The 23,580-nt window shown below is 69.6% G+C and carries 33 protein-coding genes; 26 read left to right on the forward strand and 7 right to left on the reverse strand.

From position 1 onward, the window contains the following. Position 1: 1 nt before the first annotated feature. The 20 genes from ACTIEF_RS06670 (at position 2) to ACTIEF_RS06765 (ending at position 13,837) form a co-directional block, all read left to right on the forward strand. Complete coding sequence (locus ACTIEF_RS06670; protein ID WP_439471334.1) at positions 2-883, forward strand: Mu-like prophage major head subunit gpT family protein; 882 nt, start codon at positions 2-4, stop codon at positions 881-883. A gap of 12 nt (positions 884-895) precedes the next feature. Further along, entirely contained in the window at positions 896-1,555 is a 660-nt protein-coding gene (locus ACTIEF_RS06675) for a hypothetical protein (protein ID WP_439471335.1), read from the forward strand. 65 nt (positions 1,556-1,620) lie between these two features. Continuing rightward, the gene (locus ACTIEF_RS06680) at positions 1,621-1,881 is read left to right on the forward strand and encodes a hypothetical protein (RefSeq protein ID WP_439471336.1); all 261 of its coding nucleotides are present in this window, start codon (positions 1,621-1,623) and stop codon (positions 1,879-1,881) included. Positions 1,882-2,009: 128 nt separating this feature from the next. Then, positions 2,010-2,444, forward strand: coding sequence for a gp436 family protein (locus ACTIEF_RS06685; RefSeq protein WP_439471337.1), 435 nt, complete (start codon positions 2,010-2,012; stop codon positions 2,442-2,444). Next, the gene (locus ACTIEF_RS06690) at positions 2,444-2,641 is read left to right on the forward strand and encodes a hypothetical protein (protein WP_439471338.1); all 198 of its coding nucleotides are present in this window, start codon (positions 2,444-2,446) and stop codon (positions 2,639-2,641) included. Before ACTIEF_RS06685 ends, ACTIEF_RS06690 begins: the two co-directional genes overlap by 1 nt. Continuing rightward, positions 2,641-3,132: a phage virion morphogenesis protein gene (locus ACTIEF_RS06695; RefSeq protein ID WP_439471339.1), complete on the forward strand. Its 492-nt coding sequence runs from the start codon at positions 2,641-2,643 to the stop codon at positions 3,130-3,132. The genes ACTIEF_RS06690 and ACTIEF_RS06695 overlap by 1 nt, the downstream gene beginning before the upstream one ends. Further along, positions 3,129-3,773, forward strand: a complete 645-nt coding sequence (locus ACTIEF_RS06700; protein ID WP_439471340.1) for a phage protein Gp37 — start codon at positions 3,129-3,131, stop codon at positions 3,771-3,773. Before ACTIEF_RS06695 ends, ACTIEF_RS06700 begins: the two co-directional genes overlap by 4 nt. Then, positions 3,770-3,949, forward strand: coding sequence for a DUF2635 domain-containing protein (locus ACTIEF_RS06705; protein ID WP_439471341.1), 180 nt, complete (start codon positions 3,770-3,772; stop codon positions 3,947-3,949). Before ACTIEF_RS06700 ends, ACTIEF_RS06705 begins: the two co-directional genes overlap by 4 nt. Then, on the forward strand, positions 3,949-5,415 hold the full coding sequence (locus ACTIEF_RS06710) for a phage tail sheath subtilisin-like domain-containing protein (protein ID WP_439471342.1): 1,467 nt from the start codon (positions 3,949-3,951) through the stop codon (positions 5,413-5,415). Before ACTIEF_RS06705 ends, ACTIEF_RS06710 begins: the two co-directional genes overlap by 1 nt. Before the next feature lie 14 nt (positions 5,416-5,429). Continuing rightward, complete coding sequence (locus ACTIEF_RS06715) at positions 5,430-5,792, forward strand: phage tail tube protein (protein ID WP_439471343.1); 363 nt, start codon at positions 5,430-5,432, stop codon at positions 5,790-5,792. Then, positions 5,792-6,106, forward strand: coding sequence for a phage tail assembly protein (locus ACTIEF_RS06720; protein WP_439471344.1), 315 nt, complete (start codon positions 5,792-5,794; stop codon positions 6,104-6,106). The genes ACTIEF_RS06715 and ACTIEF_RS06720 overlap by 1 nt, the downstream gene beginning before the upstream one ends. 93 nt (positions 6,107-6,199) lie before the next feature. Continuing rightward, positions 6,200-7,729, forward strand: a complete 1,530-nt coding sequence (locus ACTIEF_RS06725) for a tape measure protein (RefSeq protein WP_439471345.1) — start codon at positions 6,200-6,202, stop codon at positions 7,727-7,729. Further along, complete coding sequence (locus ACTIEF_RS06730; RefSeq protein ID WP_439471346.1) at positions 7,726-8,925, forward strand: DNA circularization protein; 1,200 nt, start codon at positions 7,726-7,728, stop codon at positions 8,923-8,925. The genes ACTIEF_RS06725 and ACTIEF_RS06730 overlap by 4 nt, the downstream gene beginning before the upstream one ends. Further along, positions 8,918-9,952, forward strand: a complete 1,035-nt coding sequence (locus tag ACTIEF_RS06735) for a phage baseplate assembly protein (protein WP_439471347.1) — start codon at positions 8,918-8,920, stop codon at positions 9,950-9,952. Before ACTIEF_RS06730 ends, ACTIEF_RS06735 begins: the two co-directional genes overlap by 8 nt. Beyond that, entirely contained in the window at positions 9,949-10,491 is a 543-nt protein-coding gene (locus ACTIEF_RS06740) for a phage baseplate assembly protein V (RefSeq protein WP_439471348.1), read from the forward strand. Before ACTIEF_RS06735 ends, ACTIEF_RS06740 begins: the two co-directional genes overlap by 4 nt. Beyond that, positions 10,488-10,934, forward strand: a complete 447-nt coding sequence (locus tag ACTIEF_RS06745; RefSeq protein ID WP_439471349.1) for a phage GP46 family protein — start codon at positions 10,488-10,490, stop codon at positions 10,932-10,934. The genes ACTIEF_RS06740 and ACTIEF_RS06745 overlap by 4 nt, the downstream gene beginning before the upstream one ends. Continuing rightward, positions 10,934-11,992, forward strand: coding sequence for a baseplate J/gp47 family protein (locus tag ACTIEF_RS06750; RefSeq protein WP_439471350.1), 1,059 nt, complete (start codon positions 10,934-10,936; stop codon positions 11,990-11,992). The genes ACTIEF_RS06745 and ACTIEF_RS06750 overlap by 1 nt, the downstream gene beginning before the upstream one ends. Continuing rightward, entirely contained in the window at positions 11,992-12,585 is a 594-nt protein-coding gene (locus ACTIEF_RS06755; protein WP_439471351.1) for a YmfQ family protein, read from the forward strand. Before ACTIEF_RS06750 ends, ACTIEF_RS06755 begins: the two co-directional genes overlap by 1 nt. A 3-nt stretch (positions 12,586-12,588) precedes the next feature. Continuing rightward, positions 12,589-13,245 carry a phage tail protein gene (locus ACTIEF_RS06760; protein ID WP_439471352.1) on the forward strand — a complete coding sequence of 219 codons (657 nt, stop codon included), beginning with the start codon at positions 12,589-12,591 and terminating at the stop codon, positions 13,243-13,245. A 64-nt stretch (positions 13,246-13,309) separates the two neighbouring features. Continuing rightward, entirely contained in the window at positions 13,310-13,837 is a 528-nt protein-coding gene (locus ACTIEF_RS06765) for a hypothetical protein (RefSeq protein WP_439471353.1), read from the forward strand. A 219-nt stretch (positions 13,838-14,056) separates the two neighbouring features. Here ACTIEF_RS06765 and rsmD read toward each other — a convergent pair whose 3' ends face one another. From rsmD to ACTIEF_RS06780, 3 genes are read right to left on the reverse strand one after another with little or no spacing between them, the layout of a single operon-like run. Continuing rightward, positions 14,057-14,635, reverse strand: coding sequence for a 16S rRNA (guanine(966)-N(2))-methyltransferase RsmD (rsmD, locus tag ACTIEF_RS06770; protein ID WP_439471354.1), 579 nt, complete (start codon positions 14,633-14,635; stop codon positions 14,057-14,059). Continuing rightward, on the reverse strand, positions 14,636-15,049 hold the full coding sequence (locus ACTIEF_RS06775) for a GFA family protein (RefSeq protein ID WP_439471355.1): 414 nt from the start codon (positions 15,047-15,049) through the stop codon (positions 14,636-14,638). A 3-nt stretch (positions 15,050-15,052) separates the two neighbouring features. Beyond that, complete coding sequence (locus ACTIEF_RS06780; protein ID WP_439471356.1) at positions 15,053-16,573, reverse strand: pseudouridine synthase; 1,521 nt, start codon at positions 16,571-16,573, stop codon at positions 15,053-15,055. Here ACTIEF_RS06780 and tadA point away from each other — a divergent pair. Beyond that, entirely contained in the window at positions 16,562-17,047 is a 486-nt protein-coding gene (tadA, locus tag ACTIEF_RS06785) for a tRNA adenosine(34) deaminase TadA (RefSeq protein WP_439471357.1), read from the forward strand. The two genes, ACTIEF_RS06780 and tadA, sit on opposite strands and share 12 nt — an antisense overlap. 35 nt (positions 17,048-17,082) lie before the next feature. Further along, on the forward strand, positions 17,083-17,487 hold the full coding sequence (locus ACTIEF_RS06790) for an MliC family protein (RefSeq protein WP_439471358.1): 405 nt from the start codon (positions 17,083-17,085) through the stop codon (positions 17,485-17,487). Position 17,488: 1 nt separating this feature from the next. Here the strand turns inward: ACTIEF_RS06790 and ACTIEF_RS06795 are convergent, their stop codons facing one another. Next, positions 17,489-17,761: a helix-turn-helix domain-containing protein gene (locus tag ACTIEF_RS06795; RefSeq protein WP_439471507.1), complete on the reverse strand. Its 273-nt coding sequence runs from the start codon at positions 17,759-17,761 to the stop codon at positions 17,489-17,491. Between ACTIEF_RS06795 and ACTIEF_RS06800 the strand changes: the two genes are divergently transcribed. Further along, on the forward strand, positions 17,711-17,878 hold the full coding sequence (locus ACTIEF_RS06800; RefSeq protein ID WP_439471514.1) for a hypothetical protein: 168 nt from the start codon (positions 17,711-17,713) through the stop codon (positions 17,876-17,878). The two genes, ACTIEF_RS06795 and ACTIEF_RS06800, sit on opposite strands and share 51 nt — an antisense overlap. Position 17,879: 1 nt before the next feature. On the opposite strand, the gene ACTIEF_RS06805 is transcribed toward ACTIEF_RS06800, so the two are convergent. Further along, positions 17,880-18,830 (reverse strand): helix-turn-helix domain-containing protein, encoded by a 951-nt coding sequence (locus ACTIEF_RS06805; RefSeq protein ID WP_439471359.1) that lies wholly within the window; start codon positions 18,828-18,830, stop codon positions 17,880-17,882. 156 nt (positions 18,831-18,986) lie between these two features. On the opposite strand from ACTIEF_RS06805, the gene ACTIEF_RS06810 reads away from it, so the two are divergent. Continuing rightward, complete coding sequence (locus ACTIEF_RS06810) at positions 18,987-19,793, forward strand: DUF2306 domain-containing protein (protein WP_439471360.1); 807 nt, start codon at positions 18,987-18,989, stop codon at positions 19,791-19,793. 6 nt (positions 19,794-19,799) lie between these two features. Here the strand turns inward: ACTIEF_RS06810 and aroB are convergent, their stop codons facing one another. Beyond that, positions 19,800-20,915 (reverse strand): 3-dehydroquinate synthase, encoded by a 1,116-nt coding sequence (aroB, locus tag ACTIEF_RS06815; protein ID WP_439471361.1) that lies wholly within the window; start codon positions 20,913-20,915, stop codon positions 19,800-19,802. Then, positions 20,912-21,469, reverse strand: coding sequence for a shikimate kinase (locus tag ACTIEF_RS06820; RefSeq protein ID WP_439471362.1), 558 nt, complete (start codon positions 21,467-21,469; stop codon positions 20,912-20,914). Before ACTIEF_RS06820 ends, aroB begins: the two co-directional genes overlap by 4 nt. A 110-nt stretch (positions 21,470-21,579) precedes the next feature. Here ACTIEF_RS06820 and ACTIEF_RS06825 point away from each other — a divergent pair, with 110 nt between their 5' ends. Together ACTIEF_RS06825 and ACTIEF_RS06830 are read left to right on the forward strand one after the other, a co-directional pair. Continuing rightward, positions 21,580-22,479, forward strand: coding sequence for a tyrosine recombinase (locus ACTIEF_RS06825; protein ID WP_439471363.1), 900 nt, complete (start codon positions 21,580-21,582; stop codon positions 22,477-22,479). 84 nt (positions 22,480-22,563) lie between these two features. Next, on the forward strand, positions 22,564-23,514 hold the full coding sequence (locus tag ACTIEF_RS06830; protein WP_439471364.1) for an acetyl-CoA carboxylase carboxyltransferase subunit alpha: 951 nt from the start codon (positions 22,564-22,566) through the stop codon (positions 23,512-23,514). Positions 23,515-23,580 lie beyond the last annotated feature (66 nt).

The following is a 23,580-nucleotide window of genomic DNA, read 5'->3' on the forward strand; positions in this document are numbered from 1 at the left end:
GTTGCTGATCACCCGCACCAACCTTGAAGCCCTGCGCACGGGCTTCAAATCCGACTTCCAGCGCGGCATCGCCCTGGCGGCTCCGGTCGCCGACCCGCTGACGAGCGAGGTCACGTCTTCGACTCGGGTCGAGACCTACGGCTTCCTGGGCGACCTGCCGATCTTCCGCAAATGGGTCGGCGAGAAGCGCATCAAGTCGATCGAAGAGAAGAGCTACCAGCTCATCAACGACGACTTCGAAGCCACGCTCGGCATCCACAAGCACAAGATCGACGATGACAATCTCGGTCTGTACGGCCCCATCGTGCAGGGCTGGGGCCAGGACGCGGGTCAGCTGAAGGACTCGCTGGCGTTCACGGCTCTGGACCAGGGCCACGTCCGCCCGTGCTACGATGGTCAGAACTACTTCGACGATGAACACCCGACCTTCGGTGGCGTCGCCTCGAACATCTCGGGCGATGGTTCGAACGCGGCCTGGTATCTGGTCGATCTGTCCAAGCCGCTGAAGCCGGTGCTGTACCAGAAGCGCAAGGCCCCGACCTTCGCCATGGTCACCGACCCCGAGGACAGCCACGTCTTCAAGACCGGCGAGTTCCTGATGGGCTCGGAGGCGCGCGGCGGCGCGGGTTATACCCTGTGGCAGCTGGCGCACCGCTGCACCGGCGCCCTGAACGCCGCCAACTACCAAGCGGCCCAGGCTGCTATGGCGGCGCTGAAGAATGACGAGGGCGAGCCGCTGGGCCTGAAGGCCACCCACGTCGTTTACGGCGCCTCGAACGAGGCGGCGGCCAAGACGCTGTTCAAGGCCCAGAACCTGGCCGGCGGCGCGTCCAACATCCACTTCAACGCCGTCGAGCTGATCGAAGCTCGGCGCCTGCCCTAAGGCGCCGCGCCCATGACGGATCGCATTGTCCGCATCAAGTCGTCCCGGCAGGGTTACCGCCGGGGCGGCCAGGACTTCGGGTCCAGCTGGACCGAGGTGGACACGTCCGAGCTGACCCGCGACCAGCAGCGCGCCATCCTCGCCGATGGAGTGCTGACGATTGAGGGCCGCGAGGCGGACGGCTCCTGGACGCCGCTGACGGACGAAATCCGGGGCGGGCTCCTGTCGGTCGTTCAGGACGTGGACGGGTTCGAGGCTGAGGGCGAAGAGCGCGCCGTCGAGGTCGATCCCGCCATCCTGGCCAAGGCGGCCTCCTGGGATGACCTGCTGGCCCAGGTGTCGCTGTCGCGTCCCGATCTGGAAGCGCTGAACCTCTGGCCGGTCGATCACGTCGATGAACTGCTGTCGTCGCTGATCGAGGCGCAGGTTCAGTCCAAGGCGGTCGTCGCCGACCGTGACGCCTCGATCCTCACGCTCAAGGCCGACCTGGAGGAAGCCGATGCCCTGCTCGCTGCCGCCAACGCCGACATCGAGGCGCTGAAGGCCGGGACGGCTCAACCGAATACCACCCGCGACGTCCAACCGGACGGCGGGGACGCCGATCCGTCGCCGGCTGAACCCACCCCGAAGCCGAAGGCCAAGCCTCCGGCCAAGGAGTCGGCGGCCAAGTAAGGCCGCTGAGTAACCGGCGGCGGCGCCCGTCGCCGCCGGACATCCACCCTCTGTGAGACCCACCCGTGAAGCTCTTCCGAACCTTCCTTCTGGCGCTCTTCGTCAGCGCCGTCGCCTTCGCCTTCCCGCCGGTCCAGGCGGCTCTGCCCCAAGTCGTCGAGATCACCCAGACCGCCCTGATGGCTGTCGCGGGCGGCTCTTTGACGGTCTGGGCGCTGACCCATCTGCTGGCCAGCCTCGGCAACCCCGCCGTGGTCCAGCTGTCGGCCCTGCCGCGCTTCGCCGCGCCCCAGACCGGCACACCGCAGGCGACCGCCTTCGCCTGACGGCGACGGCTCGAATGAACTGAGACGGCGGGGCAGGTCCCTGTCCCGCCGTTTGCTTCCGGAGCCTCCGGCCTGCCCCTCGCGCGGGGCAGCCCCGAGCCCCCGGCTCAATCCCTGAAGGACCCGACGTGTACGCCACCCTCGACCACCTGAAGACGCTGTGCGGCGACGAGGAGCTGATCCAGCTCACCGATCGCGCCGACCCGCCGTCAGGCCAGATCGACGTCGTGGTGGTGACCGCCGCCCTGGGCGCGGCGACCAACGAGATCGACGGCTATGTGGCCGCCCAGTACGCCCTGCCGCTGGCCAGCACCCCGCCGCTGCTGCAGACCCTGGCCTGCGACATCGCCCGCTATCGCCTCTACACGACCGCCGCCACCGACCAGGTGCGCCAGCGCTATGAGGACGCGGTCAAGGCCCTGACCAACATCTCCAAGGGTGTGATCAAGCTGCCCGTCATCAGCGCCCCGGGCGGCCCGGCCGAGCCCGAGGGCCGCGACGACGTCATGGTCATCCAGAGCGAAGACCGCATCTTCAGCCGCTCCTCGATGAAGGGCTGGTGATGAAGCACTCGACGGAATGGCTTCTGTGGTCGGGCGGCGAAAATCCGGCTCCGCTCAAGGGCGTGGATGTGCGGTATCGAGACGGTTCGGAAGACTACGAGCAGTTGTCTGACGAGTTTGACTGGCTGCACAGCCCGCGTCGGTCAAATGCGGCCGACATCATCGCCTATCGCATCTCTCCGGTGAGGGGCTGCTGATGGTTCGCGAAGGCGTGACGATCAACGGCCTGATCGAGGCACAGGACCGGCTGAACCAGCTGTTCCGGCGCGGCCAGGACATGAGCCCGCTGATGGATCAGATCGGGGCCTATGGCGAGGAATCGAGCCGCTACCGGTTCGAGAGCCAGAAGGGTCCGGACGGCAAGACCTGGGAGAAGAGCGCCCGCGCCAAGGCCGAAGGCGGCCAGACCCTGCGGGACACCGGCCAGTATGAGGCCAGCATCACCTGGTCCGCCGGGTCGGACTTCGCCCAGTGGGGGACCAACTGGCCGTGGGCGCATGTGCACCAGGACGGCATGACGATCCGCGCCAAGGGCGACAAGCCGATGAAGTTCTTCGTCCCGGGCGTCGGCTTCCGCTCGGCCATGGAGGTCGAAATCCCGGCCCGCCCGGTCTTCGGCATCGACGCCGACGACAACACCGAGATCGCGGCCCTGATCCACGACTTCTTCCAGGAGCCGCTTCAATGACCGGCATCGCCGAGGTCGAGAACGCCATCATCGCGCGCCTGAAGGCGGCGGGTGAGGCCGGTGTGCTGGGCTACCGCTTCCGCACGGTCGAGAGCTATCCGGAGAATTTCGACCTGTACCTGAAGGAGAAGATCAAGGGCGACCGGGCCTATCCCGCCGCCTGGGTGGTCTTCGGCGGCTGGCGCAATCCGGTGGACCTGGGCGACGAGGTTCAGGTCGAGGCGGCCTTCGGCGTGGTCGTCGCGGCCAAGAGCCTGCGCAATGAGACCGCCCAGCGCCACGGCGGCGGACCGGCCAATGAGCCCGGCTCCTATCAGCTGCTGCAGGACGCGATCGGGCTGATCCAGGGCCATTCCCTGGGATTGGAGATCGGCGGCCTGCAGCTGATCCAGACCCAGCCCGTGCGCCCGAACCAGACCATCCTTGAGAACAAGCTGTCGGTCTTCGCTTCGGAGTTCCGGACGCGGATGACGGTCGCGCGGAACACCTTCGGTTCGCCCGCCCTGACCGACTTCTCGACCTTCAACGTCAACTGGGACCTGCCGCCGCTGGCCGAGCTGACGCCCGATCCGGAGACCGGCGCGCGTCTGCCGGCGGACGACGTCGTCGAAGCCACGGACCGTGTGGAGATGCCGTCTTGAGACAGATTTTCCTGAAGCCCGCCGCCGGGCTGCGCGTCCCCGATCCGGCCACCGGCGAGCCGCTGCCTGCCACGGGCGCCCGGGTCACCCCTTCCGCCTACTGGTCCCGCCGCCTGGCTGACGCCGACGTCCTGACCGCCACCCCGCCCAAAGCCCAAAAGGGACCGAAAGCCTGATGATCGACTTCAATCAGATCCCGCTCGATCTGCGGACGCCCGGCACGTTCATCGAGTTCGACGCCAGCCGCGCCACCTCGGGCGCGGGCCTGCAGCCGCAGCGCATCCTGGTCATCGGCCAGAAGACCAACGCCGGGACCGCCGCGACCGGCGTGGCCGTCCGCATCACCTCTACCGACCAGGCCATCGCCGAGTTCGGTCGCGGCTCGATGCTGGCGCGCATGTTCGCCACCTTCCTGAAGGCCAATCCGACCGCCGAGGTTTCGGGTCTGGCGCTGGCCGACAACGGCGCGGGCGTGGCGGCGGCCAAGACCATCACCGTCACCGGAACGGCGACCAAGTCCGGCGCCCTGCCGGTCTGGATCGGCGGCCAGCGCGTCCAGGTGGCCATCACCATCGGCGACGTCGCCGCCGACGTCGGCACCAAGATCGCGGCCGCCCTGCAGGCCGCGCCGGACCTGCCGGTCAGCGCCCAGGCCAACACCGCCGGCGTGGTCACCCTGACCGACCGTCACAAGGGCGAGCTGGGCAACGCCACCGACATCCGCTTCGCCTATCGCACCGAGGACGTGGTCCCGGCGGGCCTGACGCTGGTGGTCGCCTCCTCGGTGGCCGGCGCGGCCAACCCCGACGTCGCCGCCGCCTTCGCCGCCATCGGGGACAGCTGGTTCAACCACTTCGTCATTCCCTGGACGGACGCCGCCAACCTGGCCGTCGTCGAGGCCGAGCTGGCCGACCGCTGGGGGCCGCTGCGCATGATCGAGGGGCTGGCCCATACGGCGGCCGCCGGATCGTTCGCGACCCTGACCACCCTCGGCTCGGGCCGGAACAGCCCGCACGTCACCATCGGCGGCCTGAAGGGCTCGCCGACCCGGCCCGAGGTGATCGCGGCGGCCAGCGCCGGCGTCATCTCCTACTACGGCGCCATCGACCCGGCGCGGCCCTTCCAGACGCTGATCCTGCCGGACGTGCTGGCCCCGGCGGCGGCGGACCGCTTCAGCCGCCAGGAGCGCGACCTGCTGCTGCGCGACGGCATCTCGACCTTCACGGTCGCGGCGGACGGTTCGGTGATGCTGGAGCGCCCGATCACCACCTACCAGACCAATGGCTTCGGCCTGCCCGACGGCGCCTATCTGGACGTCAACACACCGCTGACCCTGGGCTATCTGCGCTGGAGCGCCCGGGCGCGCATCTCGACCAAGTATGGCCGGCACAAGCTGGGCGACGACGGGGTGCCGTACGGCCCCGGCCAGGCCGTGGTGACGCCCAAGACGATCCGGGCCGAGCTGGTCAGCCTGTACGGCGACTGGATCACCCTGGGGCTGGTCGAGGACATGGAGGCGTTCAAGGCCGACCTGATCGTCGAGCGCGATCCGAACGACCCCAACCGCCTGAACGCCCTGATCCCGCCCCGCCTCATCAACCAGCTGCGCGTCTTCGCCGGCAAGGTCCAGTTCCGGCTGTAAGGAGCCTCTAAACGATGTCTAAGCTGCTGGGCCGCGCGCTCATCAAATCCAACGGCAACACGCTGCAGACGCTGCCGGGGGCCAAGCTGGACCCGGGCGGCACGGTCCGCACGACCGTGGTCGGCGCTCATGATGTGCTGGGCTACACCGAGGCGCCCCGGCAATCGAAGCTGGAGTGCGAGATCGCTTACACCGCTCGCACGTCGCTGAAACAAATCATGGACTGGAACGACGTCACCATCGAGTTCCAGTGCGACACGGGCCAGACCTACGTGATCAGCCACGGCTGGTCCACCGAGCCCCCCACTATCACCGACAATGAGGGCAAGGCCCCGGTCGTGATTGAAGGCCGCGCGGCCGAGGAGATGATGAGCTGATGGCGATGGAAAACGTCACCCTGATCCCGCTGGTCAGTCCGATCACCCTGCTGATGCGCCCCGTAGGCGGCGGCGAAGAGCGGGAGGAGACCATCATCCAGCTGGAGCTTCACGAGTTCGAGGCTGGCGATCTGCGCGCCATCGACGGGCTGCCGGACACCCACAAGGGTTCGATGCTGCTCGCCCTGATGGCCAAGATGACCCGCCAGCCGGTGCGGGTCATCGAAAAGCTCAAGGGGCCTGACTTCAAAGCCCTCGCCGAGAAGGTCCAGGGTTTTTTGCCCGATGGCCTGACGGATGGCGGAACGGAGTAGCCAAGCTACTCGCCCTCGGCATTCAGCCCTCCGAGATCGATCGAATGAAGGCGGCCGATCTCATCTTCTGGCTCAAGCAGGCCGAACACATCCATGGCTCAGCTAAAACTTAAGGTCCTGATCGAGGCGGTCGATCGGCTCACCGCGCCGATCCGAAAGATCGCCCGGAGCCTGCGCGTTGAACTGCCCAGCGCCGCGCGCATCGGCGGTCAGGCCTTGAAAGGTCTTGCGGGACTGGCCGGAAAGGCGCTGACGGCAATGACCGGTCTGGCGGCCCTCAGCTGGGGAGGGCTGACGGGGGGCGCGATCCGAACCGGGGCGAAGTTCGAACAGTTCGCGGCGGTGCTGGAGACGCTGGAGGGCAACTCCGAAAAGGCCCGCGCGTCCATGCAGTGGGTCGAGGAGTTCGCCAAGACCACGCCCTATGAGCTGGACGAGGTGATGGAGGCCTTCGTCGCGCTGCGCAGCTACGGCATCGACCCCACCGACGGCACCCTTAAAACGCTCGGCAACACGGCCAGCGCCATGAACAAGGATCTGATGCAGGCGGTCGAGATGTTCGCCGACGCCCAGACCGGCGAGTTCGAGCGCCTGAAGGAGTTCGGGGTTCGCGGCTCGGCGGCGGGTGATCAGGTCCGCCTGACGTATCAGCGCGCCGGCAAGGAAGTCGTGGCGACCTCGAAGAAAAGCGGCGACGCCATCCGCCGCAACCTGCTCGGCATCTTCGATAGCCGTTTCGAAGGCGCGATGGAGAAGCAGTCCAAGACCTTCAACGGTCTCTGGTCGAACCTTATGGACATGCTGACCAGCTTCCAGCGGAAGGTGGCCGACGCGGGCCTGTTCGATTTCGTGAAGGGCGAGCTTCAGGGCCTGCTGGACCTGGTCACCACGGCGGCGGCCAACGGCAAGCTGGACGAGTGGGCCGCGCAGATCAGCGCCAGTCTGGTCGAACTGCTGGTCTCGCTGAAGAAACTGCTGACCGAGGTCAACTGGGTCGAGTTCACCAACGGGGTGATCAAAGCGGCGAACGGGTTCGCCAAGTTCATGCACTTCATCGGCGGTCTGGAGGGGCTGATCACCAACGGCGTGGGGGTGGCGATCGGCTGGGTGACCTCGCTCCTGCTGGGCTGTGCGGGCGCGATCGCGGCCTTCCTCGGCATCGCCGTCGCGCCGGTCGCGCTGGTCATCGCGGCGCTTGGTCTGGTCGCGCTGGCAGGCTGGTACCTTTTCCGGAACTGGGAGGATATCTGGGCTGCCCTGAAGGCGGGCTGGAAGGGCTTTGTCGACTGGCTGGGCGGCCTCGGCAAATGGCTGTCCGACGCCTTCAAGCTGGCCATCGCCATGGTGTGGGCTACCTTCCCAGCGTGGTTCCGGGCTGCGATCACCGGCGGTGGCATGATCATCAAGGCCGTGACCCACGCGGTGGGCGGCGGGGGCTCGGGTGGCGGCGGCAATCGCCCGACCGCGCCGCAGCCGAACATCCCCGGTCGGGGGGCAAATGGCGGACTGGCCGTCACCGTCACCACCCGGCATGAAGGTCCGCCGCGCGTCACCGCCCGGGCCACGGGCAACGCGGTCCAATCCCTGGTGACCGACAACCGACGCGGCGGGGGTGTGGATTGAGCTGGCGCGACCGACTGCGCGAGGGCTCGTTCCGGGGGGCGCTCTTCCACATCGAGGGGGCGGACCAGAGCGGCGGGCGTCGCCTGGCCGTGCATGAGTTCCCCCAGCGGGACGGCGCCATGGTCGAGGACCTGGGCCGTCGTCCGCACGGGTTCGACATCGACTGCCTAGTCATCGGCCCCAACTATGACCAGGCGCGCGACGCCCTGATCGCGGCGCTGGACGCCGCCGGGCCGGGCAGCCTGGTTCATCCGTATCGCGGGACCCTGACGCTGAGCGTCGAGTCGTGGCGCGCCCGCGAGAGCAAGGACGACGGCGGCGCCGCCTTCTTCAACATCACCTTCATCAGCGAAGGCGAGACCCGGCCGACCCAGACGGTCGATAGCGGTTCGGCGGTCGAGGCCGCCGCCGTCGCCGCCTCGGCCGAGGGGCAGGAGGGCCTGCAGGAACGGTTCTCGGTGGGCGGTCTGCCGGGCTTCGTGGCCGAGGGCGCCGCGGCGCGTCTGGGCGCCCTGTCGGACGGCCTGCAGGGGGCGATGGGGCGGCTGCGCAGCGCCCGCGAGGCGATGTCCAATATCGGCCTGAGGATCGCCAACCTGAGGTCGGGCGCGCTGACGCTGGTCAGGCAGGTCCCGAACATGGGGGCGGCGGTGGCCGGCCTGATCGCCGACATCCGCCTGCTGGCCGACACGCCCCGGGCGGCTTACCGCGAACTGCGCAACCTGATCGGCTTTTCGACCGGCGAGGCCGCGCCCGGCACCACCCCGGCCCGGATGGCCGAGCGGCGCAACGCCGACGCCCTGGACCGCCAGATCACCCTGACCGCCTCGGCCGAGGCCGCGAGGGCCGTGGCGGCGATGACGTTCGATTCCTATGACGACGCCCTGGAGGTGCGCGAGGATCTGATCGGGCGGATCGATGCGGCGGCCCTGGACTTCGCCGACGCCGGCGACGACGGCGCTTATCAGGCCCTGCGGGTGCTGGGTCTGGCCGTGGTGCGCGACATCACCGCCCGGGGCGGCAATCTGAGCCGGTTGTACGACTACAGCCCCGTCAGCACCGAACCCGTGCTGGTGACCGCCCAGCGCCTGTATGGCGACGCCCGGCGGGCCGAGGAGATCGTCGAGCGTAACCGCGTCGCCCATCCCGGCTTCGTGCCGGCAGGCCAGCGCCTTGAGGTGCTGAGCGATGTCTGAGCCCGAGCTGGTCACCCTGAAGGTCGGCGGCATGCTGTTCGAGGGCTGGACCACGGTCAATGTGTCGAAGGGGCTTCGCTTTCCGGCGGGCAGTTTCAGCCTGTCCTATGCCGAGCGGCCCTCGGCTGATGGCGCGCCGTTGAAGATCCGCACCGGCGAGGCCTGCGAGGTGCTGATCGGTGGCGAGCTGGTGATCACCGGCTGGATCGACACTGCTACGCCGGAGTTTGACGCCGAGAGCCGGCGCCTGACCGTCACGGGCCGCGACCGGACGGCCGATCTGGTGGATTGCGCCGCCCTGAACAGCCCGGGCAGTTGGGCCAACCGCACCCTGCTGCAGATCGCAAGTGATCTGGTCCAGCCCTTCGGCCTGACGGTCGTGGCTCGAACCGATGTGGGCGCGGCCTTCCGCCGGTTCAGCCTGCAGCAGGGCGAGACGGTGTGGGATGCGCTGGAGCGGATGGCGCGGTTCCGGGGATTTCTGGTCGTATCGACGCCGGCGGGACAGATCGAGTTTATCACCCCCGGCCGCCGGCGTGCCGGGTTCACCCTGCGCCAGTCCGACATGCTGTCCGCCTCGGCCGAGCATGACGTGGGCGACCGGTTCAGCCTGTATGTGGTCAAGGGCCAGTCGTCGGGGGACGACGAGAGCAACGGTCGCGCCGCCGCCGGGCCGAAGGCCGAGGTCACGGACCCGGCGATCAAACGCTATCGCCCGACCCTGATCCTGGCCGAGGAACAGGCTACCCTGGCGTCCCTGCAGGCGCGAGCTGGCTGGGAGGCCAATGTTCGTGCTGCCGCTGGGCGGCGGGTCGTGGCCGAGGTGCAAGGCTGGCGTGATCCGGACGGTGCGCTTTGGAGCGGCGATCTGATCGTGCCGACCGACGCGCCGTGGCTGGGTATCGACGGCGATATCCTGATCGCCGACGTCTCGTTCGAGCTGGGCGAAAGCGGCTCGACCACCAGCCTGACCCTGTCGCCGCCGGACGCCTATCGCCCCGAGCCTTCGACGGAGGCGGAACAGTGAGGCGCGCTGACTGGATGCGGCTGTCCGGGCCGCTGATGACCCGAATCCAGATGATGGTGGCGCGGGTCACGGTGACGCGCGTGGATGACGGGACGGGTCTGCAGACGGTGCAGGCCGAAGGGCTGGCTGACGAGGTGTTGGAAGGCGAGCGCTTCCAGAACTACGGCTTCACCTCGCGACCGCATCCGGGGGCCGAGGGCGTGGCGATGTTCCCCGGCGGTCTGAGGTCGCATCCGCTGATCATCGCCGTCGATAATCGCGAGTACCGGACGCGGGAGCTGAAAGAGGGCGAGGTCGAGATCTATGACGACCAGGGCCAGTCCGTGCTGCTGTCGCGCGACGGCATTCGCATCGTCACGGCGAAGTCGATCCAGATCGAGGCGGCCCAGGGCTTCAAGGTCACGGCGCCTGACATCGAGCTGATTGGCAATGTGGTGGTGGGCGGCGCTGCCGGCGAAGGCAAGGCCATCGCCCGCCATGATGATCCGGTCACGGCGGGCAAGGTGGTGGCCACCGCGACCAAGGCGAGGGCCAAATGACCGATCTGGCCCTGATCTGGAGCGATGAGGCGTTCGCCGCCGATCTGGCGCTGCTGGACGGCGATCTGGCCAAGGACGGCGGGCTGAAGACCGCCGTGATCCTGTCGCTGTTCACCGACGCCCGGGCGCGTCCGGACGATGTGTTGCCGCAGGAGGGCGCGGACCGGCGCGGCTGGTGGCCCGACGCCCTGGGCGCGGACGAAGACCGCATGGGCTCGCGCCTGTGGCTGCTGGCCCGCGAGAAGTTGACGCCCGACACGGTGGCCCGGGCTCGGGAATACGCCGAGGAGGCCCTGATGTGGCTGGTCCGCGACGGCGTGGCCCGCGAGCTGGTGGTGACAGTCGAGGTGGTCGGCCCGGCTGCGCTGGGCCTGCATATCCTAATCGGTCGGGGGGACGGCCCGGACCGCGAACGCTTCGACTTCGTCTGGAAAGGCCTCTGATGGCGATTCAACGACCCTCTTTGAGCCAGCTGATCAGCCGCGCCCAGGACGACCTGAACGCCCGCCTGCCCGGTGCGGACAGCCGACTGCGCCAGTCGGTGCTGGACGCCCTGGCCAAGGTCAACGCCGGGGCCGTGCATGGGCTGTATGGCTACATCGACCAGCTATCGCGCCAGATCCTGCCGGACACGGCGACCGGACAATATCTGGAGGACCACGCCAGCAGTCGTCGCGTCGATCGAAAGCCCGCGACCACGGCGGCCGGGGTGGCGACGGCCACCGGCGTCAATGGCTCGGTGATCCCGGCCGGGACCGTGCTGCAGCGCCCGGGCGGGCGCGAATATTTGACCCAGGGCGATTCAATCATCGCCGATGGCATCGCCACCATCCCGCTTGCCGCCACCACGCCGGGCATCGGCGGCGTCGCCGCAGTGGGGGTCAAGCTGGCCTTCGTCTCGCCCATCGCCGGGGTGGCCGCCAATGTCGTGGTGGCGGGCGCTGGCCTGACCGGCGGTGCGGATGCCGAGACCGACGACCTGTTGCGCGCGAGGCTGCTGGAGCGACTGCGTCAGACGCCTGAGGGCGGCGCCCCGCATGACTATGTCCGCTGGGCTAAAGAGGTCCCCGAGGTGACGCGGGCCTGGCCCTACAAGGGCTGGATGGGCGCCGGGACCGTGGGCGTGGCCTTCATGATGGACGGGCGCCCAAATCCGATCCCCACCGAGGACGATGTCGAGGCCGTGCAAGCCTATATGGAGCTCAAGGCGCCCGCGCCGGGCGAGACCGTCGTGTTCGCCCCGATCCCCGAGCCGCTGAACCTGACGATTACGGGCCTTCAGCCCAACGATGCGGCGACCCGCGCCGCCATCGAGGCCGAGATCGACGACCTGCTGTTCCGCGAGGCCCAGCCGAACGGCACGATCCTGCTGACCCACATCCGCGAGGCCATCTCGACCGCCGCCGGTGAGCGCGACCACGTCCTGGCCTCGCCCACGGCCAACTTCACCCCGCCCGCCGGCCGCATCGTCGTGCGCGGCGTCATCACCTGGCCGGTCTGATGGCGACGCCGGAAGACTATCTGGCCCAGCTGAAGACCTTGCTGCCCCAGGGCGTCGCCTGGCCGCAGGAGTCGGGGACGGTGCTGGACGCCTTGCTGGGCGCGTGGGCCGAGGAGCTGGCCCGCGCCGACGCCATGGGCGCGCAGCTGCTGGTCGAGGCCGACCCCCGGATCGTGGACCAGATGCTGGGCGACTGGGAGCGGGCCTATGGACTGCCGGACGGCTGTGTGGTTGCCGATCCGACCATCGCCGGCCGACGTCTGGCCGTGCACCAGAAGGTGGCCAGCCTGGGCGGCCAGTCCAAGGGCTATTTCGTCGGGGTGGCGGCCCTGCTGGGCTATGACGCCGAGGTCGAGAGCTTCCGCCCCAGCCGCCTGCCGTTCCGCGTGCCGCAGGAAATCCTCGGTCGCCCCTGGGCCTTCGCCTGGCGGGTGGCGATCTACGGGCCGACCGTGCTGACCGACGCGCCGGTCTACGCCTCGGCGGACCTGGAATGCGTGATCAGCCGCGCCTCGCCCGCCTATTCGACCGTGAGCTTCGACTGGGCGCCCGAGCCCGTCCCGACCTTCTACTGCGACTTCAGGAACGACTGAGCCATGCACCGCATCGACACCGACGGCAACGACAACGGCCTGTTCCGGGAAGGCAACCCCCAGATCGGCCAGGGCGGCACGATCTTGGACGCCCCGTTCCTCAACGCCGTGCAGGAGGAAATCTGCGGCGTCATCGAGGGCGCGGGCATCGACCTGGAGAAGGATGACCACGGCCAGCTGCTGGCCGCCATCGAGACCCGGATCAGCGCGATGATGTCCGAGGCCATGGCCGCCGCGCGAGGCGTCGGCTTCGTCCGCCAGTGGCCGAGCGTCGTGGCGCCGGCCGGCTATCTGGAATGCGACGGCGCGGTCTACCTGCGGGCTGACCATGCCGACCTGTTCGCGGTCATCGGCACCACCTTCAACACCGGCACTGAGACCGGCCTGCAGTTCCGGGTTCCGGACCTGCGCGGTGAGTTCGTCCGGAGCTGGGACCATGGCCGGGGCGTGGACGCCGGCCGCGCCCTCGGCAGCTGGCAGGCCGACGAGTTCAAGGCCCACACCCACGCGATCCCCGCCCGCGACAACGCCAACTCGGGCGACGGGGCGGTCGAGGATGCCGAGAACATCGGCTCGAACCGCAACACCCCGACCGGCTCCACCGGTGGCTCCGAGACCCGCCCCCGCAACGTGGCGCTGATGTTCGTGATCAGGCGCTGAGGGGGCTTCTAGAGGGCGATTAGGGCCGGTTCTTACATTCGCGCCAGCTTTGCCTAATTGGTTGATGGACGCGATCCTGCGTCTTCCTAGATCGGGGCTTTCGATGCGCGTGTCAGCACAGGGCTTTTCCACCTACGCCAACCTTAATGACGTCAAGGCTGGCGACGTTGTGATGTCTGAGTGGCCAGACGGCACCCCGGCCCTCGGGGTCATCGCGCAAGAGCGGAACGACCTGCTGGTGGTGTTCCTGTGGTCCAAGGGCCAGCACACCAGCCATTTTCCCGTGATCTACGGCGCCAATGTGCTGCTGCCGCACTTCGGGCGCATCGCGGCCGACATCGTTTTCGAGCCTGAGGCCGAGGCCGCCCCGTTCGCCATGCCTGAACGGAAGACCAGCCGGGGCCTCTATGTGACGCGCGACGGTGGGGTGCTCGCAGGAGCCAATGTGGACCTGTTCGGTGGGGACCGGTTCGGCTTCATCGATCTGAACACCGGGAAGGTCACGGAAGACGCGGCGGGCGCTGGCAGGATGTCCAGCTGGCGGATCGGTCTACGCCAAGAGGGGCGGAAGGAGCCGTTCTGGCTGGATTAGTGCTCCAGACGGTCCTGTCCCAAACTCCAGCCGCTTTTGTCGCGCTTCACCCGAAGGCGAGCCCGCCCCGTCAGACCCCGCCCCACGAGAAAATGTGCACAATGTGCACTCCATTTTTTCCGGAGTGCACATTTCGGAGCAGGCCCGCCCCTCGAAACGGGCGGCGCGGCGTCAGCGGGGCCGCGAAGGCCGCCCGCCCGGCGGTCCGTGAGCCTGAACTCAGCCCTCTGACGGCGCCTTCACCCTCAGGAACAGCACCCGCGCCGCGCCATAGTCGCGGGCGTCCAGCCGCTCATAGCCGGGCGTCTCGATCTCCGGCTCGTCCGAGCCCCGCTCGAACACCACCGTGGCGCCGGGCTTCAGCCAGGCGCCTTCCAGCAGCCGGGCCAGGGTCTGTTCGCCCAAGCCCTTGCGGTAGGGCGGGTCGAGGAAGGCGATGTCGAAGGCCTCGCCGTCCGAGCCCGGGCGGACGCCCAGGTCGGTGGCGCTGCGCCGGTGCACCCGCGTCCGGCCCATCAGGCCCCAGGCGTCGGCGTTCTCGCGGATGGCGCCGCGCGCCTCGTCCTCGATCTCGACGAACAGGGCGAAGGCGGCGCCCCGGCTGATGGCCTCATAGCCCAGCGCCCCGGACCCGGCGTACAGGTCGATGACCCTCGCCCCCTCCAGCGGCTCGGCCCAGGCGGCGTGTTCCAGCACGTTGAAGATGGCCTGGCGCGCCCGGTCCGAGGTCGGACGGGTGTTCTGGCCCTCTGGCGTGGTGATGGCCCGGCCCTTCAGGCTTCCGGCGACGATCCGCATTCAGTCCTCGCCGCCCGCGTACATCGCCTCGACCTCGGCGCCGGTCAGCCGGGGCCGGTCCCCGGCGAAGGCGTAGTTGCCGGGCTTGGAGTCCACATAGATCTCGTCCTCGAAGGCGAAGGCGCCCGGATCATCGAACGCCTGCACCGAGACCATGGTCATCCCGCCCGCCTTCAGCCGCCAGAACAGGCCCGAGCCGCAGGTCGGGCAGAACTGCCGCTCGGCCCAGTCCGACGAGTCATAGGTGGCCAGCGGGCCGGAGACCTCGACGCTGTCGCCGCAGTTGGCGCTCAGCGAGACCCCGCCGGAGATGCGGCGGCAGCTCTCACAGTGGCAGGCGTGCATGCCGCCCACGGGCGTGGCGGTGAAGGTCACCGCCCCGCACAGGCACCGACCGGACAGGCGCTCGCTCATGGCCTAGCCCCGCGAGCCGCCGCGCGGACCGCCGCGACCGCCGCCACCCGGCTTGCCGCCGAAGCCGCCGCCCGAAGGCCGCGATCCGCCGGGACGGGCCGCGCCGCCACCGGCGGGCTTGCCGAAGCCGCGGCCGCCCGACGGCTTGTCTCCGAAGGCCGGCTTGCCGCCGGTCTTCCCCCCCGGCTTGCGGGCGCCGCCCGCCGGCTTGCGCCGGTCGTCGATGAACTGGTCGTCGCGCGGCGTGAAGGCGCGCCTGGGCCGCTCGCCCCGCTCGTCGTCTTCCGTCCGGGCCGGAGCCGTCCGCTCGCGCGGCTTGAAGGTCTTGGTGTGCTCGAACTTGGGCTTGGCCCTGGCCCAGCCTTCCTTCTTCGGGGCGCGACGACCGGTGTCGCCGCCCTCCTCCGCCGCCGCCTCGGCGGCGCGGACGCGGCTCGGCTTGCGCGACGGGTCCGACATGGCCGAACCCGAGTTGCCCTTCACGATCGGCGCCGAGGTGCGGCGGCCGGGGATCGGCGCGGGCGTGCTGACCGTGTTGCCGGTCGGCAGGTTCTCGGGCCGGATATGCTCGGCCAGCAGTTCGCGGATCACCCGCGGGCCGACCTCTTCCACCGAACCCACCGGCAGGGTGCCCAGCTGGAACGGGCCATAGGCCAGACGGATCAGGCGGTTCACGGTCAGGCCAATGCTCTCCAGCACCTTGCGGACCTCGCGGTTCTTGCCCTCGGTGATCGAGACGCTGATCCACAGATTGGCCGACGACTTCTCGCCCTCGGCCTTCTCCTTGGCCTTGTCCAGGGTCGCCTCAATCGGGCCGTAGCGGACGCCATCGACGGTCACCCCTTCCTTCAGCTTGTCCAGCTCGGCCTGGGTCACCCGGCCCCGGGCGCGGGCCCGGTACTGGCGCACCAGCTCGGTCGAGGGCAACTCCAGCGCCCGGCTCAGCTCGCCGTCGTTGGTCAGGATCAGCAGACCTTCGGTGTTCAGGTCGAGGCGGCCGACCGAGATCACCCGCGGCAGGCCGCTGGGCAGGGCGTCGAAGACCGTCGGACGGCCCTGCGGGTCGCCGTGCGAGGTCACCAGCCCGGCGGGCTTGTGATAGCGCCAGACGCGCGTCGCCTGGGCCGCGCCGATGGGCTTGCCGTTGACCGTGATCACGTCGTCGCGGGTCACCAGGGTCGCGGGCGTGTCCAGGATCTTGCCGTTCACCGCCACCTGGCCCAGGCCGATCAGGCGCTCGACCTCACGGCGCGAGGCGATTCCCGCCCGGGCCATGGCCTTGGCGATGCGCTCGCTGCGCTTGGGGGCCTCGTCAGCCGCGGCAGGCTTGGCGCCGGGCTTCGCGCCGAACCTGCCGGCGGGCTTGTCGCTGCGCGGGCCTTTGGCGAAGGGCTTGCCGCCCTTGGGGCCGCGCTCGTCATCCGCGCCTTCGACGCGTTTGACATAGGGTTTGCGGGGGCCGTCGCGGTCGCCGTCTTGACGCGGGCGCGGCTTCTTGTCGTTGTCTCGGGGATGGAAGGCCATGATGAGCGGTTCATGCGCATGGCCTTGGCCTGCGCGCAAGCGGCGGCGGACGCGGGAGAGACTCCGGTCGGCTGCGTGATCGTCGACGAAAGCACCGGCGAGGTGGTGTCGGAGGGCATGAACGGCCCCATCGGCGCCCATGATCCCACCGCCCACGCCGAGATCGTCGCCATGCGCGCCGCCGCCCAAAAGCTCGGTAACTACAGGCTCACAGGCCTGACCCTCTATGTGACGCTTGAACCCTGCGCCATGTGCGCCGGGGCCATCAGCCATGCCCGGATCGGCCGGGTCGTCTGGGGCGCGGACGACGCCAAGGGCGGCGCCGTCGCCCACGGCCCCCGCTTCTTCGACCAGCCCACCTGCCACTGGCGTCCCAGGGTCGAGGGCGGTGTTCTGGCCCCCGAGGGCGGTGACCTGCTTCGCTCCTTCTTCCGCGCCCGCCGCAAAGGAACGGCGGACAAGGCCGCGCGTTGATCCGCCGACCCCGTAACGGCAAGGCTTGTTCCCGCATGAAGACGCTGATCGCCCCGGCCCTCACCGTCCTCCTGCTCGCGGCCTGCGGCCCCAATCCGAGTGAGGCCCCGACCGACGGCGATTCGGTCCGCCAGCGCGCCGAGGAGGCCCAGACCGCCCGCCGCCGCACCGGCGCCGAGCTTCAGGACCGCGCCCTCAACCGGGTCATCCGCACCAGCTACATCTGCACCGACGGCCAGCGCCTGACCGTCGACTTCGACAACCCCCGCCAGATGGCCACCGTCCGCAACTCCAACGGCGAGGCCGTGGACCTCTTCCTCCAGCGGGGCGGCGACGGCATCTGGTACCGGGCCTCGGGCCATGAGCTGCGCGGCAAGGGCGTCATGGCCACCTGGACCGCCGATGGCCTGCCCCCCACCGACTGCCGCGCGGTGGACTAGCTCAGTCCCGCGCCTGCGCCCGCCAGGCGCGCGGTGTCATCCCGGTCTCGTCCCGGAAGGCCCGGTTGAACGGCCCGACCGAGGCGAAGCCGCAGTCCAGCGCGACATTGAGGATGGAGACCTCCCCTTCAGGCGAGCGTAGCCTCCGCTTGGCGTCTTCGACCCGGTAATGGTTGATCAGCCGGTTGAAATTCGGAAAGCCGGTGGCCGCGCTGATGCAGCGATGGCCACCGTCCGCAACTCCAACGGCGAGGCCGTGGACCTCTTCCTCCAGCGGGGCGGCGACGGCATCTGGTACCGGGCCTCGGGCCATGAGCTGCGCGGCAAGGGCGTCATGGCCACCTGGACCGCCGATGGCCTGCCCCCCACCGACTGCCGCGCGGTGGACTAGCTCAGTCCCGCGCCTGCGCCCGCCAGGCGCGCGGTGTCATCCCGGTCTCGTCCCGGAAGGCCCGGTTGAACGGCCCGACCGAGGCGAAGCCGCAGTCCAGCGCGACATTGAGGATGGAGACCTCCCCTTCAGGCGAGCGTAGCCTCCGCTTGGCGTCTTCGACCCGGTAATGGTTGATCAGCCGGTTGAAATTCGGAAAGCCGGTGGCCGCGCTGATGCAGCGGGACAGCCGGTGCTCCGGCTCTCCCAGCCGGGCGGCGACGTCGCCGATCTTCAGGTCCGGCTCCAGATGGGCGGCCTGGCTCTCCAGCAGGGCCGTCAGGCGGGCCGCCAGCTGTACGTCTTCCCCCGTCGCGGCCCGCTTCTCCGCCGGCGGCGGCGCGGCCGTCCGCAGCGGATGACGGATGCGAAACGTCGTCGCGGCCAGCCCGCCGATCAGGCCGACCACCGCGCAGACCACTTCCACCGGCCCCGGCGCCACGCGCACGCCAAGAACGGACACGCAGACCAGCAGGGTGAAGACGACCGTGAAGACCACCCGGAACCGCCGCTCGCTCCGCGACAGGTCACAGCCCCGCCGCTGGAACGGCTCGATGAAAGTCAGCAGCAGGGCCGCCGACCCGGTCAAGGCGTACAGATTGTCGGCGAACCCGCCGACGCCTCCGGCGCCCGACGTCAGCTGGCTCACCGCCCCCATCGCGGTCAGGACCAGGACGACTCCCAGCGGCCAGGCGACGTCGCGAGGCGCGGGATCGAACAGCGCGCGCGCCAGCAGCCATCCCCATCCGCAGGCCGAAACCCCGAACACCGCGAAGGCCGTTGAGGCAGGCCCCTCCAGCAGCCTCGCCAGGATGTAGGCGACGAAGGACAGGCCGGCGACCACGGCATAGAGGCCCAGTCGACCCGGCGGCCCGAAGCGACGGGCGTCTTCCCTGAAGGCGATGACCGTCAACGGCGATCTCCCAATCCCGCCCCCGTCCTCTCCCGAACCCGGCCTCCTGTCCACCCTGCCTGATCCGGAAACTCTGGCCGAATTCCAAATCGGCGAGACCGCTCCCCTGTCCCCGGGCGATCCCGGACCGATCACTGACCGAGCTCCGGAGCCTCCATGTCGTCCTCGTCCGCTGCCCTGCCCGCCCGCCTGCTCCGCTGGTCCGGCGCGGGCTGGTTCTCTGTCGCCGCCATCGGCCAGCTCGCCTTCGTCGGCTTCATCCTGGCCTTCTACGGCGTCCGGACCGTCACCGGCCGGTTCGCCGCCTGGAACGACAAGCCCCTCATCAAGGGCTACATCGGCGGCGACGACATCGGCAACGCGGTCTTCGCCGCCCACGTCCTGCTCGCCGCCGTCCTGACGCTGGCGGGTCTGATGCAGCTGATCCCCGACCTGCGCCGCAACCGCCCCCGCCTGCACCGCTGGACCGGGCGGCTGTTCCTCACCCTCGCGGCGGTCATGGCCCTCAGCGGAGTCTGGCTGACCGTCGTGCGTCAGAGCTGGCTGTCGTCCATCTCCGGCGTCGCCATCCTTCTGGACGCCGTCCTGATCCTGATCTTCGGCGCCATGGCACTGCGAAGGGCGCTGCAGCGACGGTTCGAGGTCCACCGGGTCTGGGCGATGCGGACCTTCATGGTGGTCAGCGGGGTCTGGTTCCTGCGCATAGGCCTGATGGGCTGGATCCTGGTCAATCGCGGCCCCGTCGGCATGACCGACACCATGTCCGGCCCCGCCGACATCGTCATGGCCTTCGGCAGCTACCTGATCCCGCTGGCCGTGCTGGAGCTCTACCTCGCCGCCACCCGCAGCCGCCACGCCGCACTCAAGGTGCTTGCGGCTCTGTTGGTCAGCGCGGCGGCGCTGTTCACCGCTGTCGGCGTATTCGGAACCGTAGCCCTGATGTGGGGGCCGTACCTCTGGTGAGCGGGCTCAGGCGCCCTCGGCCTTGAGGAAGGCGGTTAGAGCCGCGCGGTCCACGTTCTTGTCCGTGAAGGCATCGCCGATGGCGCGGGCCAGGATCAGGGTCAGGCGACCGCCCTCGGCCTTCTTGTCACCCGCCATCCGCTTGATCAGGGCGTCCGCCTTGAAGGTCCCGACCTCGGCCAGCCGGACCGGCAGGCCCGCCGCCGCCGTCACCGCCTCGACCCGGTCGGCGTCCGCCTGCGGGCACAGCCCCTGCGCCGCCGAGTAGCGGAAGGCCATGGCGCAGCCCAGCCCCACAGCCTCGCCATGGGTCAGCTTGTCCTCGTTAAAGCCCAGTTCGGCCTCAATGGCGTGGCCGAAGGTGTGGCCGAGGTTCAGCAGGGCGCGCTTGCCCGCCTCCTTCTCGTCCTCGCCGACGATGGCGCTCTTTATCTCGACCGAGCGGACCACGGCCCGCTGCAGCGCCGCCGGATCGCCCTGCGCCCCCGCCGCGCCCCCCGAACCCGAAGTGTCGGCCAGCCAGTCGAAGAAGGCCGCGTCGCAGATAAGGCCATGCTTCAGCACCTCGGCCCAGCCCGAGCGCAGCTGCCGCTCCGGCAGGGTGCCCAGCACATCGATGTCGGCCAGCACCAGCCGGGGCTGGTGGAAGGCGCCGATCAGGTTCTTGCCGCGCGGAGTGTCGATTGCCGTCTTTCCGCCGACCGAGCTGTCGACCTGGGCCAGCAGGGTGGTCGGGACCTGCACGAAGTCGATGCCGCGCATGTAGAGGGCCGCCGCCAGACCGGCCAGGTCGCCGACCACGCCGCCGCCCAGGGCCACGACCACGTCGCTGCGGTCCAGCCCGAAGGCCAGCATCCGGTCCAGCACCCGCTCCAGCTCACCGAAGGATTTGGAGCCCTCGCCCGCCGGAACGGCCAGCAGCCGGGCGCGGACGCCCGCCTGCTCCAGCGCTTCCAGCACCGCCGGGCCGTGGATCGTCGCCACCGTCTCGTCGGTGACCACGACCGTGCGCCCCTTGGCCAGCGGCGCGATCCGCGCGCCCAGGTCGCCCAGCAGGCCACGTCCCACGAAGACATCATAGGGGCGGAAGTCCCCGCCCGAGACCGGAACCGTCGTCGTCACGCCTTCGCCTCCATGGCCCCGTGCGCCTCAAGCGCCGCCACAATCGCATCCACGGCCTGGGCGTGCGCGCCACCGGCCACATCCACCGCCAGATCCGCCTCGCCGTAGACCGGGTAGCGGGCCTCGGCCAGCGTCCGCAGGGTCTCCAGCGGGTCCTTGCCGCGCAGCAGGGGGCGGGTGTCGCGCCGCTGCACCCGCTGGGCGATGACCTCCAGATCAGCCCGCATCCACACGGTCACGGCGTGGCTCTTCATCAGCGCCCGGGTCTCAAGGTTCAGCATGGCCCCGCCGCCGGTGGCCAGCACCAGACGCGGCCCCTCCAGCAGGCGGCGCATGACCCGCGCCTCTCCGGCCCGGAACTCGCCCTCGCCCATGCTGGAGAAGATCTCGGACACGGTCATGCCGGCGGCCGACTCGATCTCTTCATCGCCGTCGGCGAAGGCGAGGCCCAGTCGCCGGGCCAGCCGCCGTCCCACCGTCGATTTCCCCACGCCCATCAGTCCGACCAGCGCTATGGTGCGCTTATGGACGGGAATCGGCTCGGAATCGGTCATCGGCCGCCTCGCGAAAGCGGGCGGCGGTCGAACGGCGGGGAGGATGGGCGCAGGCACGTCATGGTCGCCTCCACCTGTACACGAACCCGCGCCGTGGCGAAGGGGGCCAGATGAGCAGCTCCCAGATCGAAGCCTTCCTCGAGATGATGGCGGTCGAGCGCGACGCCTCGCCCCACACTCTCTCGGCCTATGCCCGCGATCTGGCCGACGCCGAGGGCGGGGTCGACGGCGGGCTGATGGCCGCGGACGAGACGGCGGTCGAGGCCTGGTACGCTGCGCTGGCGACGCGGGGCCTGTCCCCGGCCACCCAGTCGCGCCGTCGGGCCGCTGTGCGCCAATTCTACCGCTTCGCCCTGGGCGAGGGCTGGCGGCAGGACGATCCCTCGCGGCGTCTGGATGCGCCCAAACAGGGCCGCCCCCTGCCCCACACCCTGACGCGCGAGGAGATCGAGGCCCTGCTGGAGGCCGCCGCCGCCCGCGACGGCGCGTCCGGGGTTCGTATGGTGGCGCTGGTCGAGTTGGCCTACGCCTCGGGCCTGCGGGTGTCCGAACTGCTGGCGCTGAAGGTTGAGGCCGTGCGGCGCGATCCGGCCTGGCTGATCGTGCGCGGCAAGGGCGGCAAGGAGCGACTGGCCCCGCTGAACGCCTCGGCGCGCGAGGCGGTGAAAGCCTGGCTGGAGGCGCGCGACGCCGCCCGCAAGCCTGAAGCGCCCGACAGCCCGTGGCTCTTCCCCTCCCCCGTCGGCAAGGCCGCCCTGACGCCCCGCCGCTTCGCCCAGATGCTGGATCAGGCGGCCGTAGACGCCGGGATCGACCCGTCGCGGGTCAGCCCCCACGTCCTGCGCCACGCCTTCGCGACTCACCTGCTGGAGGGCGGCGCCGACCTGCGCATCGTCCAGACCCTGCTGGGCCACGCCGACATCTCGACCACCCAGATCTACACCCACGTCGCCACCGACCGGCTCAGCCGGATGGTGCAGGAGAAGCATCCCTTGGCGCGTGATGACTGAACTCCGCTTGCTCCCCGGCGTTGACCTGACTAGGTTCCGCCGCCTTCCGATGCGCCAGATGGCGCGCCAGTTCCGGACGCCTTGATGGCCACGCACTACCTCGAATTCGAAAAGCCGATCGCCGATCTGGAGGCGAAGATCGAGGAGCTCTCGCTGCTCGCCTCGACCGCGGGCTCGTTCGATTCCGAGATCGACGGCCTCAAGAAGAAGGCCGACCAACTCCGCAAGAAGATCTATGGCGGGCTCGATCCGTGGATGAAGACCCAGGTCGCGCGCCACCCGCAGCGGCCCCACTTCGTCGACTATGTCGAAGGCCTGCTAACCGACTTCGTCGAGCTGAAGGGCGACCGTCAGTTCGGCGACGACCAGGCCATTCTGGGCGGCCTCGCCCGCCTGCGCGGTCGTCCGGTCGTGGTCATGGGCCACGAGAAGGGCCACGACACCCAGACCCGCATCACCCACAATTTCGGCATGGCTCGCCCCGAGGGCTACCGCAAGGCGGTCCGTCTGATGGACCTGGCCGAGCAGTACGGCCTGCCGGTCCTGTCGTTCGTCGACACCGCCGGCGCCTATCCGGGGCTCGGGGCGGAAGAGCGGGGCCAGGCCGAGGCCATCGCCCGTTCGACCGAGCGCGGCCTGACGCTGGGCGTGCCCTCCATCGCCACCATCACCGGTGAAGGCGGTTCGGGCGGGGCCATCGCCATCGCCGCGGCCAGCCGCGTGCTGATGCTGGAGCACTCGATCTACTCGGTCATCTCGCCGGAAGGCGCGGCAGGCATCCTGTGGCGCGACGGCAGCCGGGCCAAGGACGCCGCCATGGCCATGAAGATCACCGCCCCCGACCTGATGGAGCTCAAGATCGTCGACCGGATCATCGGCGAACCGCTGGGCGGCGCCCATACGGACCGCGACGCCGCCATCAAGGCGGTCGGCGACGTGCTGATCGAGGAACTGGACACCATGGCCGGCCTGTCGGCGGACGAACTGCGCAGGGCGCGCGCCGAACGTTTCTACGCCATCGGACGCCTCGGTTAACGCGCGCGTTAACCTTCTGCATACCGACGACTGCCAAGCATCTTCCCGCCGGGCGAGTTTGAGTCG

Source organism: Brevundimonas sp. (genome assembly GCF_051858995.1).
Lineage (GTDB): Bacteria > Pseudomonadota > Alphaproteobacteria > Caulobacterales > Caulobacteraceae > Brevundimonas.

Excerpts from the sequence above, each read along its gene's own strand:
- ACTIEF_RS06675 (WP_439471335.1), top strand. The coding sequence starts at position 896 with ATGACGGATCGCATTGTCCGCATCAAGTCGTCCCGGCAGGGTTACCGC.
- ACTIEF_RS06690 (WP_439471338.1), top strand. The coding sequence starts at position 2,444 with ATGAAGCACTCGACGGAATGGCTTCTGTGGTCGGGCGGCGAAAATCCG.
- ACTIEF_RS06695 (WP_439471339.1), top strand. The coding sequence starts at position 2,641 with ATGGTTCGCGAAGGCGTGACGATCAACGGCCTGATCGAGGCACAGGAC.
- ACTIEF_RS06700 (WP_439471340.1), top strand. The coding sequence starts at position 3,129 with ATGACCGGCATCGCCGAGGTCGAGAACGCCATCATCGCGCGCCTGAAG.
- ACTIEF_RS06710 (WP_439471342.1), top strand. The coding sequence starts at position 3,949 with ATGATCGACTTCAATCAGATCCCGCTCGATCTGCGGACGCCCGGCACG.
- ACTIEF_RS06715 (WP_439471343.1), top strand. The coding sequence starts at position 5,430 with ATGTCTAAGCTGCTGGGCCGCGCGCTCATCAAATCCAACGGCAACACG.
- ACTIEF_RS06720 (WP_439471344.1), top strand. The coding sequence starts at position 5,792 with ATGGCGATGGAAAACGTCACCCTGATCCCGCTGGTCAGTCCGATCACC.
- ACTIEF_RS06725 (WP_439471345.1), top strand. The coding sequence starts at position 6,200 with ATGGCTCAGCTAAAACTTAAGGTCCTGATCGAGGCGGTCGATCGGCTC.
- ACTIEF_RS06735 (WP_439471347.1), top strand. The coding sequence starts at position 8,918 with ATGTCTGAGCCCGAGCTGGTCACCCTGAAGGTCGGCGGCATGCTGTTC.
- ACTIEF_RS06745 (WP_439471349.1), top strand. The coding sequence starts at position 10,488 with ATGACCGATCTGGCCCTGATCTGGAGCGATGAGGCGTTCGCCGCCGAT.
- ACTIEF_RS06750 (WP_439471350.1), top strand. The coding sequence starts at position 10,934 with ATGGCGATTCAACGACCCTCTTTGAGCCAGCTGATCAGCCGCGCCCAG.
- ACTIEF_RS06755 (WP_439471351.1), top strand. The coding sequence starts at position 11,992 with ATGGCGACGCCGGAAGACTATCTGGCCCAGCTGAAGACCTTGCTGCCC.
- ACTIEF_RS06760 (WP_439471352.1), top strand. The coding sequence starts at position 12,589 with ATGCACCGCATCGACACCGACGGCAACGACAACGGCCTGTTCCGGGAA.
- ACTIEF_RS06765 (WP_439471353.1), top strand. The coding sequence starts at position 13,310 with ATGGACGCGATCCTGCGTCTTCCTAGATCGGGGCTTTCGATGCGCGTG.
- rsmD (WP_439471354.1), bottom strand. The coding sequence starts at position 14,635 with ATGCGGATCGTCGCCGGAAGCCTGAAGGGCCGGGCCATCACCACGCCA.
- ACTIEF_RS06775 (WP_439471355.1), bottom strand. The coding sequence starts at position 15,049 with ATGAGCGAGCGCCTGTCCGGTCGGTGCCTGTGCGGGGCGGTGACCTTC.
- tadA (WP_439471357.1), top strand. The coding sequence starts at position 16,562 with ATGGAAGGCCATGATGAGCGGTTCATGCGCATGGCCTTGGCCTGCGCG.
- ACTIEF_RS06780 (WP_439471356.1), bottom strand. The coding sequence starts at position 16,573 with ATGGCCTTCCATCCCCGAGACAACGACAAGAAGCCGCGCCCGCGTCAA.
- ACTIEF_RS06790 (WP_439471358.1), top strand. The coding sequence starts at position 17,083 with ATGAAGACGCTGATCGCCCCGGCCCTCACCGTCCTCCTGCTCGCGGCC.
- ACTIEF_RS06800 (WP_439471514.1), top strand. The coding sequence starts at position 17,711 with ATGGCCACCGTCCGCAACTCCAACGGCGAGGCCGTGGACCTCTTCCTC.
- ACTIEF_RS06810 (WP_439471360.1), top strand. The coding sequence starts at position 18,987 with ATGTCGTCCTCGTCCGCTGCCCTGCCCGCCCGCCTGCTCCGCTGGTCC.
- ACTIEF_RS06820 (WP_439471362.1), bottom strand. The coding sequence starts at position 21,469 with ATGACCGATTCCGAGCCGATTCCCGTCCATAAGCGCACCATAGCGCTG.
- ACTIEF_RS06825 (WP_439471363.1), top strand. The coding sequence starts at position 21,580 with ATGAGCAGCTCCCAGATCGAAGCCTTCCTCGAGATGATGGCGGTCGAG.
- ACTIEF_RS06830 (WP_439471364.1), top strand. The coding sequence starts at position 22,564 with ATGGCCACGCACTACCTCGAATTCGAAAAGCCGATCGCCGATCTGGAG.